We start from the raw sequence: 14,893 nt of genomic DNA on the forward strand, positions 1-14,893 counted from the left end.
TTAGGGATATAGAAAGCCGCATCATAATCAATTATGATGCGGCTTCTTTTTTTGAAAGATTTTTTAGCTAATTAATGTAGATAGTAGCTTGTTTTTATGTTAATGTTGTGTAACCTATATGTTACGAACTGAAGCAGTGAAAAGTGTATTATTTTTTATTAATATTGATTTAGTAAAACGTTTTACTTTGTTTAGGCTTTTACAACCCGAAATCCATTTTTAAACCAACATCATCTTTCGCTCCTTAATCAGGCTTGGCATAAGATATTTGGAAGATAAATTGGTAAAACGTTTTATCAACCGCAATGAACCAAATATTAATTTATGAGAAAATTTTCCTTACTAACACTTTGCTTGTTGCTTAATTTATTCGTTAGGGCACAAGATAAAGCTCCCGCTTATCCCTTAATTACGCACGATGCTTATTTCAGCATTTGGTCATTTGGCGATGGCCTTACCAATTCTGCTACCAAACACTGGACGGGCAAAGAACAATCGTTATTGGGTATTATCAAAGTTGATGGAAAATTATACCGATTCCTGGGTGAGGAAAGTAAAACATTCAAAACCATACTTCCGGCAGCCGACGAATCAAAATATCAGGTAAGCTACAGCTTCGATAAACCACAGGAAGGTTGGGATAGCAATGCTTTTAACGACGCCAGCTGGAAAAAAGCTGAGGCACCTTTTGGCGATGATGAACGTGCCAAAACAAAATGGACCACAAATGATCTTTATTTTCGCCGCACCTTCGATCTGAGCAATGTTTCTGCCACTAAAAAATATTTAAAGCTTAATCACGATGATAACGTAATTGTTTACTTAAACGGTAAGGTTATTTACCGAAAAAACGGCTGGGTTTCTGATTATGCTTACCTCCCAATCGAAAACGGAGTGTTGCAAAAAGGCAAAAATGTATTGGCCATCTACGTTAAAAATACAGCCGGTGGTCGCCATTTAGATGCAGGCATTGTTGAAGAAGAGGCAACAGAAATTAAAACAGATGTAGCCAAACAAACCCATGTAAGCATTCAGGCCACCAGTACACAATACACTTTTAGCTGCGGTCCGGTAAATTTAAAGGTCGATTTTACCTCGCCTTTATTGGCCGGCAATATAAAATTAACTGCCCGCCCCATTAGTTACATCAGCTATGCCGTAAATGCAACAGATGGAAAAACACACCAGGTTGATATTTATTTTAGTGCCTCATCAAACATTGCGGTAAATAATCCTGCCCAACCCGTTTCGGCCTGGAAAAGCATTGGCAATAATTTATCGGTACTCAAAACAGGTACCGTAGCGCAACCTATATTAAAAAAACGTGGCGACGATGTGCGCATTGACTGGGGTTATCTCTACGTTGCTGTTCCTTCAAAATTTAAAGCTACTCAGTTTATCGGCACACCAAACGAAAGTCTTAAAGCTTTACTATCGGCTAAATACCCAGCGCAAAACCAGGTGTTAAATATCAAAAACTTAAGCCTGAACAGTGTGATTCCTTTTGGCACAGTTTCTTCTGCTGTGGTAGAGAAATATGTGATGCTGGGCTACGATGATTTGAAATCGATAGAATACTTTGGCGAAAAACTATTACCGGTATGGCGACAGGCTGGTGGAGAGCACTTTGAAGATCAACTCGCCGAAGCCGCTGCACAATATCCGGCGCTTAAAACTGAATGTGCAACATTTGATGCTAAATTATATGCCGATGCCAAAAAAGCTGGTGGTGTAGCCTATGCCGATTTATGTAAACTGGCTTACAGGCAGGCCATTGCTGCCCACAAAATTGTGTATGCACCAAATGGTGATATCCTTTTCTTATCCAAAGAAAATTTCAGTAATGGTTCAATCAACACGGTTGATGTTACCTATCCTTCAGCCCCGCAATTTTTGGTCTATAACCCCGAGTTGTTAAAAGGTATGCTGAACGGAATTTTCTATTATTCGGAAAGTGGCAAGTGGAAAAAACCTTTCGCTGCACACGATTTGGGTACTTATCCATTGGCTAACGGGCAAACCTATGGCGAAGATATGCCGGTAGAAGAAGCAGGCAACATGATTATTTTAACTGCTGCCATTACCAAAGCCGAGGGCAATGCCAAATATGCCGAAAAGCACTGGGAGGTTATGTCGGTATGGGCAAACTACTTATTAAGAGAAGGATTTGATCCGGCAAACCAACTTTGTACCGATGATTTTGCAGGTCATTTGGCCCGCAATGCAAACTTATCAGTTAAAGCAATTGTAGCATTGGGTGGTTATGCACAAATGGCGCAGCAATTGGGCAAAACAGATGTTGCCACCAAATACAGAACTGCAGCTTTACAAATGGCACAGAACTGGATGAAAATGGCCGACGATGGCGACCATTATGCCTTAACCTTTAATGATAAGAATACCTGGAGCCAGAAATACAACCTGGTTTGGGATAAACTCTTAAAGCTTGATCTCTTTCCAAAAGAGGTTTACAAAAAGGAAATCAATTTCTACTTAACCAAACAAAAAGACTTTGGCTTGCCGTTGGATAGCCGCAGAACCTATACCAAATCGGATTGGATCATGTGGACAGCTACTCTTGCCGACAATGATGCCGATTTCGGGAAATTTATTAGCCCGGTACATCGTTACGCAACCGAAACCCAAAGTAAAGTGCCACTAAGCGATTGGCACGAAACTACCAATGGTAAAATGACCGGCTTTCAGGCCAGGAGCGTAGTTGGGGGTTATTTCATTAAGATGTTAGCCGATAAATGGGAAATTAAATAAACTTTTTAAACCAGCATGGCCTGCAGTGTAAGCTGTAAGTAATGCTGTTTTTTTTATACAGCTCAAAAAGCACAAAAAATAAACACACAAGCAAACAATGAAAATTAAATTAATCGCATCCGTTCTGTTTTGCCTTTCTGCCAAGGGGTTATTGGCACAGCAAAAAGATTGGGTACAGTATGTAAACACTTTGCAGGGAACCAACTCCAAACATGAGCTTACCCGTGGCAACACTTACCCCACAACCGCATTACCTTTTGGCATGCATACCTGGACACCCCAAACCGGCAGAAATGGCGATGGCTGGAAATATCAGTATTTTAAAGATAAAATAAGAGGTTTTCAACAGGCACACCAATGTAGCTCATGGACCAGAGATTATGCTGTATTTTCTTTAATGCCTATGCTTGATGAGCTGGTAGTTGATGAAAACAAACGTGAAGCGAAATTTAGCCATAACAATGAAATAGCCAAACCAAATTATTATAAAGTAAAGTTCGAAAACGACATTACGACCGAAATTTCACCTTCAGAACGTGGGGCACATCTGCGTTTCAGCTATCCGAAAAGCAAAAGAAGTTTTCTGGTTTTGGATGGTTACAACCGGTTAAGCGGAGTACAGATTTTTCCAAAAGAAAATAAAATTACCGGTTGGGTAAATAATGGCGAAGGATTTAAAAGAGGCTGGAAAAGCTATTTTGTAATTCAGTTCGATCAGCCCATTAAATCATACGGAACATGGGAAAACAAGAACAATACCGTTTCAGCCGATTCTGTCATGGCCGAAGGTTTGGGTAAAGGTGCCTTTGTGCAATTCGAAGCCGGAGCAAAAGTGCAGGTTAAAACGGCTTCATCTTATATCAGTTTAAAACAAGCCGAACTTAATTTAAAAAGAGAATTGGGTAGCGATAAAACGCTGGAAGATACCAAAGCAAATGCTGCTGCAGTGTGGAATAAATCACTCGGTAAAATTGAAGTTGAAGGCGGTTCTAAAGCCGATATGGAAACTTTTTATTCTTGCTTTTTCAGGGCAAGCTTGTTTTCGAGAAAGTTTTACGAACTGAATGAAGCTGGTAAACCATACTATTTTAGTCCTTATGATGGCAAAGTACATGATGGTTATATGTTTACCGATACCGGTTTTTGGGATACTTTCCGTGCGCAGTTCCCATTAAATACATTGGTGCAACCCGAAATGCATGGTCGTTATGTGCAGGCTTTACTCGATGCCTATCAGCAATGTGGCTGGTTGCCCTCATGGTCTTTTCCTAGCGAAGCCGGGAGTATGATTGGAAATCACGCCATTTCGTTATTGGCTGATGCCTGGGCAAAAGGCATCAGAACATTCGATCCTAAAAAAGCTTTGGATGCCTATTACCACGAAGCCATGAATAAAGGGCCCTGGGGGCCGGCAAATGGAAGGGATGGCGTAAAAGAATATAACGAACTGGGTTATGTGCCCTATCCAAAATACAGAGAGGCAACGGCTAAAACTTTAGAATACGCTTACGATGATTATTGCGCTTACCATTTAGCCAAAATGATTGGCGATAAACACTACATGGAAGTGTTTGAGAAACCCATGTACAATTATAAAAACGTTTACGATGCTTCTACCCGTTTTATGCGGGGTAAAGATGCAAGCGGAAAATGGTCACCAAATTTCGACCCGACTGAGTGGGGTGGGCCTTTTACCGAAGGCAACGCCTGGCATTATCACTGGTCGGTTTTTCAGGATACCAAAGGCTTAATTGACCTCATGGGTGGATATCAGAATTTTACCACTAAACTCGATTCTGTTTTTAGTGAGCCCAATAAAGTAAATGTAGGTACTTACGGTGGCATGATACACGAAATGACAGAAATGGTAATGGCTAACATGGGCCAGTACGCCCATGGCAACCAGCCTATACAGCACATGGTGTATCTGTACAACTATGCCAATCAACCCTGGAAATCGCAATTCTATGCCCGCGAAGTGATGCGTAAACTTTACGATGCGACCGAAAATGGTTATCCCGGCGATGAAGACCAGGGTCAAACCTCTTCATGGTATGTGTTAAGTGCGTTAGGCTTTTATAGTGTAACCCCAGGCACAGGCGAATATGTTTTGGGAAGTCCCGTGTTTAAAAAAACAACCATCAATTTGGAAAATGGTAAAAAATTCGTGATCGATGCAGCAGCAAATGATGCGGACCATGTTTACATTAAATCGGCTACCCTTAATGGTAAAAACTTTACCAAAAACTTCATCAATCACAGCGATTTGTTGAAAGGAGGGGTGCTAAAATTAGAAATGAATGTTAAACCTTCGTTAAATAGAGGGTTATTAGCTGAAGATAAGCCATTTTCGCTTAGCAAATAGATAATGATTTGCTACTTTTGCAAATTATTAAAAAGTACGAAGAACAATAAAGAAATATAAAATATAGAATGGAAAAGCCTGTTGCATTAGGTGTAGATATTGGCGGCTCGCATATTACGGCCGCATTGGTGGATTTAGAAACAAGAACTTTGGTGAAAGATTCTATCAAGCGTAGCCCTGTGAATTCGCAGGAGAGTAAAGAAGTGATTTTATCGGCATGGTGCGATATTATTGATAAGGCTTTTGAAAACATTAAAAATGGAGTGCGCAATGTGGGTATTGCCATGCCTGGTCCGTTTAATTACAGCGAAGGCATTTCGTTAATTAAAGAACAGGATAAATTTAAATCACTTTATCAGATCAATGTTAAAGAAGAACTTTCTAAAAGACTGGATATTCCTACAGATCATATTCACTTCATAAACGATGCAGCAGGCTTTTTGCAAGGCGAGGTTTTTGCAGGCGCAGCCAAAGGAAATGCAAGTGTATTGGGGCTAACATTGGGTACTGGTTTAGGTTCATCGCTGTGCCTCAACTATAAAGCTTTTGATGCTGACCTTTGGAACTCCGAATTTTTAGACGGAATTGCAGAAGATTACTTATCTACGCGCTGGTTCGTAAAACGTTTTAACCAACTAAGTGGTAAGGTGGTGGCAGGGGTTAAAGAGCTTGTCGAGATTGTAGAAACCGACCACCACGCAACCATGGTTTTTATGGAGTTTGGTAACAATCTGGCGCAGTTTTTAATTCCGATTATCAAACAACATAAAATTGATACCGTCATTATTGGTGGCAATATAGCACAATCGTTTAGTGCATTTGCACCCGAACTAATTGCCACACTTAAAGGAAATGGCATCGAAACGGAAATTAAAATTTCCGAATTGAAGGAACATGCAGCCCTTATTGGTGCCGCAAGTTGCTGCGATTTGAGCTTAATTTAAACTTCTGCTTTAAAAAATGCAACTAATTTGATTTTAACTACAGAATTAATGATTTTTTATCAATTCTGTAGTTAATTTTTCTCTTTTTCCTTCCTGATTTCAGGTTAGTTACGCAATATCGGTGTTCAAGCTGTATCTTATACTGCTAAGTAGCTGATGAATCACAATTTTTAGTGCGTTTTATTAAAAAAAATCAAAAATAATTTTGGAATTGCAATAATATGCTTATAATTGTTTAGTTAAACGTTTTAGTAGTGCTTATGGGGTTGTTCCTCCTTGGCATTCAATCTTTTATCGGCCTTAGCAAGAAGTTTTAATAGCATTGAAGCTTTTTTTTATAAGAGTTTGCTAAAACGTTTTAGTTTAATTAAAAAACATTATCTGTTCATTTAAAAGCAAAGGAGTGCCTATAAGAAGAAAATTTACACCACTATTCGTATTTATCGTTCTCAGCGAAAAACAAACAACCAAACTAAACAACCAATAATACCATACAAAAAACCGACTAAACCAATTTTAGCCGTTAATTGGCAGGCGCTGTGTTTCTGGTACTGAAAAAGACGGCAGAGTTTAACTAAGCTACATGCCTGGGAGTATCTCGTATACACTACCAATCTGAGTAACTGGCATTATAGGTCAGAAAATAATCAGAAACGAGTTCTTGCCTGGGCTATTGGAATTGGCAGTTAAACTACTGTACAATTTACTTCCCCTTTAATCAATGTGCTATACTGTTTATTAAACTGCCGCAAACTATAACACTTTTACTAACTAATAAATCTTAAATTAATTATGACTGTTTTAAAAATGACAAGGGGCGCTGTCGGGCTATGCTTAGCTGCAGTTTTACTTCTTGGATGTGGTAAAGAAGAATACCCTGCAGTGGATCTTTTTACCTGGAAGGCCAAAGTGGATGTGACGGCAAAAGCTGCACTCACGGTTAACATCGAAAATTCGGGTGGCGCATCGGCTGGCGAAGGATCTTTAAAGTTGATTGATAACGACATCAACTCAAAATTCCTGATCAATCCCTATCAGGCAAGTCTTTACATGCAATTAACTTTCCCTTCAGCTCAGCAAGTTGCATCTTATACTTTAACATCCGGTGGCGATGCTCCTGACAGGGATCCTAAAAACTGGAAACTAAGCGGGTCTACAGATGGTAGTAATTGGGTAGACCTCGATACCAGAACAGGCGAAACATTTTCGGGTCGTAACTTAACCAAAACATACAACTTCAAAAATAAGGTACTGTACAAATATTACAGGCTTAGTGTTACTTTAAATAATGGTGGTTCTTTATTCCAGTTATCAGAGTGGAGAGTAATTGAGGTGCCCGAGGAACAACAATAATCACTTTCTGTAAATCAAGACAGATCAAAATTTATTCGTCCACACTAAATGGATGGGCTATAATTTTCAACCAACCAAACAGACCAATAACAGTATATCTGTTAAAATAAAAAATTTATGATGAAAAAAAATACAAATTTAACTGGGGGCAGGCTCAGGCTTAAAAATTGTGCTTTTAAGGCTGTAGTTTTTGCACTAGCCCTAAGCAGTGGTTTTTATGCAACGGCTCATGCTGCTGCTGTTAATATAAACACTACCGTTTCAATCAATCAATCAAAGGCTGATATTGTGATTCGCGGTATTATTAAAGATGAGGCAGGTTTGCCACTGCCTGGAGCTGGCGTAAAAGTAAAAGGCAGTTCTATAAGTGCTGCTGCCGATGTTAATGGAGCCTTCACCATTACTGTTCCAAATCAGGATGCTATTTTAATTGTAACATACGTAGGTTACGATACAAAGGAAATTCCTGTTGGCACGCAAACCACGTTGGATATCCGGTTGAAAGAAACAACCGGTGCTAACCTGCAAGAAGTGGCAATTGTAGGATTTGGAACACAGAAAAAAGAAAGTCTTGTTGGTGCGCAATCATCGGTTAAGGCCGACGAATTAAAACAACCGGTTTCGAGTATGAGCCAGTTATTGGCTGGTCGTATTCCGGGTGTGGTAAACGTATCCAGAAATGGCGAGCCAGGTGCAACCGGATCTGATATTTTCATTCGCGGTATATCGTCGCTAACATCAGGCGACAGAGGTCCGCTTATTATTATTGATGGGGTACCTAACCGTAATTTAAATGATATCAGCGTATATGATGTTGAGAACTTCACCGTGTTAAAGGATGCTGCTGCAACGGCGGTATACGGTATTCGTGGTGCCAATGGTGTAATCTTAATTAACACTAAACAGGGAAAAACGGGGTCGCCGCGAATTAATGTAGAGTATTATGAAGGGATAAGTCGTTTTACCAAAAAACCGCAATTGATTGACGGAGTAGATTACATGAACTTAGCTAATGAGGCCAAGTATTCTGATTATTTAAGGGGAGGTGCAGCAGGCGCTTTTACCCCTGCATATTCAATAGATGCCATTCAAAAAACTGCCGCAGGTACCGATCCGGTTCTTTATCCAAATGTGAACTGGTTTGACGCCATCTACAACGATTTTGGTAGAAACAGATCAGCAACTGCTAATCTTTCGGGCGGCGTTAGCAATGCCAAATATTATGTTTCGTTAGGCTATTATGGCGAAGACGGATTGTTTAAAACCGATGAAGCGGTAAATTCAGCTGTTAAGCAAAATTTTAGTCGTTACAACGTAAGCACCAATTTAAACTGGGATATTACCGGAACTACTAAAATGGATTTAGGTATCAAAGGTATTTTGGCACAAAGTAACTATCCAAGTAACTTAGGGGCACAAGATATTTTTAGTCAGGCTTTCCTGATCAACCCAACTTCTTTCCCGGTTCTTTATCCAAATGGTAGTTTACCAGGTATAAGTCCACAGGCTGATCAGCGTAACCCTTACGGAGATATTACCAGAAACGGTTATAGAGTTGGCTATAACAATCAGTTGTACTCTAATCTTCGTTTAACTCAGGATTTAAAAGAGCTAACACCTGGTTTGTCGGTTACTACAATGTTCTCTTTTGACGTAAACAACAACAATTCTATAGCCAGAACGAAACGTGAAACGATATACAGGATAAACCCCAACGATCCTTACCTCGTTGCAGGAAATCCTGCTTCAGGTTATAAATATGGTTTGGTATTGCAGGGACAGGATTTCCTGAACTACGGTATCGGAAATGGTGGTGATAAAAAAATGTATTTTGAAGCCGCTATTAACTATAACCGTACATTTGGCAAACATGCAGTAACCGGTTTGTTGTTATATAACCAAAACGATAATACAACACCATTTGCAGGTAATTTAACCCTTTCTCTTCCATACCGCCTGCAAGGTATCGCCAGTCGTGCTACTTATGCTTACGACAATAAGTATTTCTTCGAGTTTAATGTTGGTTACAATGGTTCAGAAAACTTTGCACCAGATAAACGTTATGGTTTCTTCCCGGCATTGGGTATTGGTTGGTTATTGTCAAGCGAGAAGTTTTTTGAGCCACTTAAAAATGCTTTTCAGATGGTTAAATTCCGTTATTCTGATGGTATAGTAGGTAGTGGCGGTAGTGGTGCTGGTTACGCGGGTAGCGAAGGCGACCGTTTCTATTATTTAACAAAAGTGGGTAGCGCAAGTGGTTATACATTCGGGCAAAACGGAAACATTTCGCCAGGTGGTTTAGGCGTAACCGCTTACGGAGTAGACGTAACCTGGGCCGAAACACGTAAGCAGGATTTAGGATTTGAATTAAAAACACTAAACAACAACTTATCATTAATTGTCGATTTCTTTAAAGAAAGAAGAAAAGATCAGTTTATACAAAGAGGTACTGTTCCAAATTATATTGGTTTAGCAAACACCCCAATTGGTAACCTGGGTATTGTAGAAAATAAAGGTATTGATGGTACTTTACAGTACGATGCGCAGTTTGGCAAAGATTGGTCGCTTAATTTAAGGGCCAACTTTACTTTCAATAAAGATAAGGTGATTGAAAATGATCAGGCACCAAAGCCTTATCCATGGATGGAACAACGTGGCTTAAACGTGTTGGCTGCTACACGTGTGGGGTACATTGCAGAGAAATTGTTTGACAGCCAGGCAGAAATTAATGCAAGTCCGACACAATTTGGAACGCTAATGCCAGGCGATATTAAGTACAAAGATTTGAATGGTGATGGCAAGATCGATTCATTCGATCAAACTGTAATTGGCAGAGGTGATGTGCCAACTACAACTTATGGTTTTGGTTTTTCTTTAACCTATAAAAACTTCGATTTTGGTTTGTTCTTTCAGGGGCAGGATAATGCAGATATTTTGTTAAACATTCCATCATTTGCCAATTCGGGCGGTTTGGGTAATATGCTGGCCGTTGCTGCCGATCGCTGGACTACTACCAATCCTCGTCAGGATGCAGTTTACCCGCGTTTATCTTATGGAGGTACCAACAACAATAATTATCAGTCAAGTACCTGGTGGAAACGGGATATCAGTTTCTTAAGATTGAAAAATGCGGATTTAGGTTACACCCTTAAAAATGGCATTAAATCTTTAGGCGTTAAGCGTTTAAGGATATATGCAACTGGCTACAATGTATTTACCATCAGCAAATTTAAGCTTTGGGATCCTGAACTGTTAACCAACAATGGTACCAGATATCCGCTAACATCTAATTATTCTTTAGGTCTTACTGCTAATTTTTAAAATAAAAGGAATGAAAAATATATTAATATATACCGTCGGAGCATTACTTATTGCAGGTAGTTATGGCTGTAAGAAATTTTTAAATCAGGTACCTGATGATCGGTTAACTTTCGATCAGATGTATCAGAAAAAAGCAACTGTTGACCAGGCTTTGGCCAATGTTTATTCAACGTTACCCGATCAGAATCAGGATCGTTCTGCCTCTGCAAGCGGGAACATAGGCCCATGGACGGCAGCTTCCGATGAAGCAGACTACACGTTACCCAATTTTACTGAAAATGTGAATTCGGGTGCCTGGGATGCAACCAGCGGGCAAGTAAATTACCACTGGCAAAATTATTACCGTGGCATACAGGCAGCGAGTTCATTTATGGCCAATGTAACGAAATGTACCGATTGTAATATTGGGGGTATCGACATTGTAAATCGTTATTATAATGAGGCAAGAGCACTTAGGGCCATTTATTATTACTATTTAGTAAGGCAATACGGACCTGTAGTTTTATTAGGCAATGATCCAATTGCTTCAGACGCGCCTTTAGCCGAAATCAGTAAGCCACGTAATTCTATGGATGAGTGTATTGACTATATTGTAAGCGAATTGGAAGCCGTTAGCCAAAGGTTGCCAGCTACGCCACAGGCTAATGAAGATTATGGCCATATTAATGCCGCTGTAGCCGACGCCTATAAAATAAAAGCGTTATTAACCGCTGCTCGCCCGTTATTTAATGGCAATACAGATTATGCCAATCTTAAAAATCAGGATGGTAAACAACTGATTAGCCAGACCTATAATGTGGCAAAGTGGACAAGACTTGCAACAGCAGCAAAAGCATTTTTAAACAATCCTAATTATTCTGGCTACGCATTATATACGGTTGCTGCAACACCGTCAGGTTTACCAAATACAGCATTTAACAGGGCGTTTATAGCCACGAGAGATGTGTTTTTGAATGGCTGGAATTCGGAGGTTATTTTTGGCAGAGGTGGCGATGTAACCTTCTATCAATATTCGTTAGCCCCTAACCACAGTGGTGCCTCCGGTGGAGATAAAGGTGGCTCTTTCTTGTCTCCATCTCAACAGTTAGTCGACGCATTCTTTACTGCAAATGGTTTGCCAATAGAAAGCGACCCTACTTATTCGGCAAATGGAACTTCAAGTTATCAGGCACCAGATCCGAATGATCAGGGCGTTAGCAGAAACATTAGTAATATGTACGTTAACCGCGAACCGCGCTTTTATGCTGATATTACCTACAGTGGCCGTAAATGGATAAACCCATCATCCAATATTGTTACCAGTTTTGAGTTTAACGGTAATGCAGGTAAAAGTGCTATTGCTAATAATGATTATACCAAAACAGGTTATACTTCCAGAAAACATTTAACTGTTGCCGGCTGGACAAGTGGCAGAACAATTTTTACCGTAATCAGGCTCGCAGAAATTTACCTGGATTATATTGAGGCTTTGCAGGAATCAAATCCTTCTGATCCGGATATTTTAATCTACCTAAACAGAATCCGTACAAGAGCCGGTATCCCGGTTTATGGAAGTGGTGGTTTGCCTGTGCCAACAGATATGAAAGATGCTATCCGTAGAGAGAGGAGGGTAGAACTGGCTTTCGAGTTAGATCGTTATTTCTATACAAGGGAATGGAAAATTGCAGAAACAACTGATACCCAGATCAGGGGATTAAATATTACGCAAAATGCCCCAGGATTTTTCACTCCGGTTGTAACTGAAAACAGGGTTTTCCAAAAGAAACACTATTTGTGGCCAATACCAAGTGGCGAAGTTCAAAAAGTGCCTTTGTTGGTGCAAAATACAGGGTGGTAATATAGGCATTCAGCTTGCTTTCCATCAAGGAAAGCAAGCTGTGCTTTATAATAATGGGCGTCTTTATTTATATCTTGGCCTTTGCTAAAGTAGAAGGTATGTTAATTGAATACTTCTGCCCCTTTAGGCAGACGCCTTATTTATCATTTTGCTGTTGATAAGCTGCTAAATGACGCTCAATCTTCCTGCTCGCCAGCTGCAAAACCTTCTGTAATATTTTTATTTCTAACTGCCGCTGTGGCGCTAAGCTCTGCGTTTACTAAAAATTTATCCCGCAAAACCCGCAATTAATTTTTGCTTACGTAGTAATATGCTTATTATTGCTTACTTAAACGTTTTAGTTTAGTTTTAAAGCTGCATTCTTTCAACTTTTTATTTAGGAAATAGCCAGGTGTGTTTTAATACATGAGCACTACATCCTGCCAGGTTTCTGCTGCGTTGAATTTATTTTAGTCTGACGTTTATATTTTATCATACACCCAAACAAACCAAATGAAAAAGAAATTTTTAATCCTTGCTTTGGCCTCATTTTTAGGCGCAGGTGCTTTTGCTCAAAACCGCGGGCAAAGAGAATACAAGATTACCATCAACGATAAAGATAGTGCTACCAATGCCGATATAGATGCCAAACTAAAAGCTGCTTTTTTTCAGGTTTATCCAAGTTTCGCCCAGGCAGATGGTTACCGTACCAAAAGAAATGTGGTGCTCGATTTTGTAACCGACGAAACAGCAACAATTAAGGCAAAAGCTGGCGAAATCAAAGTAAACAGCGAATGGGTTAAAAATAAATCGCAAAAGAAAATAGAAAAAGAATTGTTTACAGCACTTGCTAAAAACTGGGTTTCTTACAGCAAAGAAAAACACAAAGGTTATAGCTTAACTTTCATTAGTAAAGACCCGGATTTAGATCCGGTGGTTAGAAAAAACCTGATTAAAACCTATTTCGAAATTTATCCTACTTTGGTTAAAACCTTTAACGAAAAATCTACACACGATGTACTTTTTGTAGTCGACACGGCATATAAGGCAGTTGCCGAAGCCAGTGGAAACCGGATTCTTTTCAGTGCAGGGTATATGAAGGCGCATCCAACAGATATCGATGTAGTAACACACGAAACCATGCACATTGTACAAGGTTATGGCTACAGCGCAGGCCCGGTTTGGTTAACCGAGGGCATTGCCGATTATGTGCGCTATAAATACGGGGTAGATAATGTGGGCTCTAAATGGAGTTTGCCGGCTTATAACGAGAAACAGAGCTATAAGAACAGTTACCGTATTACCGCACGTTTTTTCGCCTGGTTAGAGCAAAATGTAAAGCCAGGTTTAATTGCCGCATTAGATCAGCAGTTAAGGGCACACCAATATACCGAGCAATCTTGGGCAGCTTTAACCGGTAAAACCGTCGACCAGCTTTGGGAAGATTACGGTAAGGAGCCGCAAAAAGTAACTTTAACCTACAGCAGTAAATAACAGTGCCTGGTTAGGGGCGGGGAGTAAAATAATCAATCAATAAAGTAAAATTTTTGATCATTTAGTAAAACGTTTTACATATTATATTTATTTTGCAGAACCAAACGTGCTAACCAAAGCCATAAATCCCAGATAAATGAAAAAAATATTTACCCTTTCGATTTGTGCAATGCTGATTTCAGCCTTTTCTGCACAGCTAAAAGCACAGGAAATTACCAAAAAGAGCGGTTACACCTTATCCTTCGAAAGCAATTTTGCAGAACTGGATCCGCAATTGAAAAAACGTTTAATTAAAACTTTTTTCGAAGTTTATCCAAAACTGGCCAAAGAGTATAATCCCTCAACCATAAAAGAGGTGAAATTTTTTGTCGATACCGCTTACAAAGGTGTTGCGGCAACCGCCGATGGCAAAGTAACATTCAGCTCGTTGTGGATGGTTAAACACCCCGAAGATATCGATGTGGTAACCCACGAAGTGATGCACATTGTACAGGATTACGGTCGTAGTGTTGGCCCAGGTTGGTTAACCGAAGGAATTGCCGATTATGCCCGCTATAAATTTGGTGTTGATAATGCCGGTGCCAAATGGTCGCTGCCAGCTTTAAAGCCCGAGCATAGCTATAAAAACAGCTATCGCATTACCGCTGCATTTTTTGCCTGGATGGAGAAAAATGTAAAGCCTGGTACTATTAAAGCTGTCGATGCTTCACTAAGAGACCATACTTATACCAAGGAAATCTGGACAAAATTAACAGGAAAAGATTTAGATGCACTTTGGGCAGATTACGTTAAAAATTCGCAAGTTTAAATAATAATTACACGCATATAAAA

8 protein-coding genes are annotated in these 14,893 nt (G+C 39.7%); all 8 read left to right on the forward strand.

Annotation, left to right across the window (positions count from 1 at the left end; all coding sequences use genetic code 11):
• Positions 1-324: 324 nt before the first annotated feature.
• The 8 genes from BLR37_RS06490 to BLR37_RS06525 all read left to right on the forward strand — a co-directional run bounded on the left by BLR37_RS06490 (position 325) and on the right by BLR37_RS06525 (position 14,870).
• Complete coding sequence (locus tag BLR37_RS06490) at positions 325-2,769, forward strand: glutaminase family protein (RefSeq protein WP_090766052.1); 2,445 nt, start codon at positions 325-327, stop codon at positions 2,767-2,769.
• A 97-nt stretch (positions 2,770-2,866) separates the two neighbouring features.
• Positions 2,867-5,134, forward strand: a complete 2,268-nt coding sequence (locus BLR37_RS06495) for a GH92 family glycosyl hydrolase (protein WP_090766054.1) — start codon at positions 2,867-2,869, stop codon at positions 5,132-5,134.
• Positions 5,135-5,202: 68 nt separating this feature from the next.
• A complete protein-coding gene (locus BLR37_RS06500; RefSeq protein WP_090766057.1) occupies positions 5,203-6,078 on the forward strand; it encodes an ROK family protein in 876 nt (291 codons plus the stop codon).
• Between the two features lie 792 nt (positions 6,079-6,870).
• Positions 6,871-7,431 (forward strand): discoidin domain-containing protein, encoded by a 561-nt coding sequence (locus tag BLR37_RS06505; protein ID WP_052266297.1) that lies wholly within the window; start codon positions 6,871-6,873, stop codon positions 7,429-7,431.
• Between the two features lie 117 nt (positions 7,432-7,548).
• The gene (locus tag BLR37_RS06510; protein WP_244154609.1) at positions 7,549-10,752 is read left to right on the forward strand and encodes a SusC/RagA family TonB-linked outer membrane protein; all 3,204 of its coding nucleotides are present in this window, start codon (positions 7,549-7,551) and stop codon (positions 10,750-10,752) included.
• A 10-nt stretch (positions 10,753-10,762) separates the two neighbouring features.
• Positions 10,763-12,589 (forward strand): RagB/SusD family nutrient uptake outer membrane protein, encoded by a 1,827-nt coding sequence (locus BLR37_RS06515; RefSeq protein ID WP_090766062.1) that lies wholly within the window; start codon positions 10,763-10,765, stop codon positions 12,587-12,589.
• 492 nt (positions 12,590-13,081) lie between these two features.
• Complete coding sequence (locus BLR37_RS06520; protein ID WP_090766065.1) at positions 13,082-14,062, forward strand: basic secretory protein-like protein; 981 nt, start codon at positions 13,082-13,084, stop codon at positions 14,060-14,062.
• A gap of 136 nt (positions 14,063-14,198) precedes the next feature.
• Positions 14,199-14,870, forward strand: a complete 672-nt coding sequence (locus tag BLR37_RS06525) for a basic secretory protein-like protein (RefSeq protein WP_090766068.1) — start codon at positions 14,199-14,201, stop codon at positions 14,868-14,870.
• Positions 14,871-14,893 lie beyond the last annotated feature (23 nt).

This window comes from Pedobacter soli (assembly GCF_900101435.1).
GTDB lineage: Bacteria > Bacteroidota > Bacteroidia > Sphingobacteriales > Sphingobacteriaceae > Pedobacter > Pedobacter soli.

Coding starts and splice junctions, on each gene's coding strand:
- BLR37_RS06490 (WP_090766052.1), top strand. CDS start 325: ATGAGAAAATTTTCCTTACTAACACTTTGCTTGTTGCTTAATTTATTC.
- BLR37_RS06500 (WP_090766057.1), top strand. CDS start 5,203: ATGGAAAAGCCTGTTGCATTAGGTGTAGATATTGGCGGCTCGCATATT.
- BLR37_RS06525 (WP_090766068.1), top strand. CDS start 14,199: ATGAAAAAAATATTTACCCTTTCGATTTGTGCAATGCTGATTTCAGCC.
- BLR37_RS06515 (WP_090766062.1), top strand. CDS start 10,763: ATGAAAAATATATTAATATATACCGTCGGAGCATTACTTATTGCAGGT.
- BLR37_RS06510 (WP_244154609.1), top strand. CDS start 7,549: ATGATGAAAAAAAATACAAATTTAACTGGGGGCAGGCTCAGGCTTAAA.
- BLR37_RS06495 (WP_090766054.1), top strand. CDS start 2,867: ATGAAAATTAAATTAATCGCATCCGTTCTGTTTTGCCTTTCTGCCAAG.
- BLR37_RS06505 (WP_052266297.1), top strand. CDS start 6,871: ATGACTGTTTTAAAAATGACAAGGGGCGCTGTCGGGCTATGCTTAGCT.
- BLR37_RS06520 (WP_090766065.1), top strand. CDS start 13,082: ATGAAAAAGAAATTTTTAATCCTTGCTTTGGCCTCATTTTTAGGCGCA.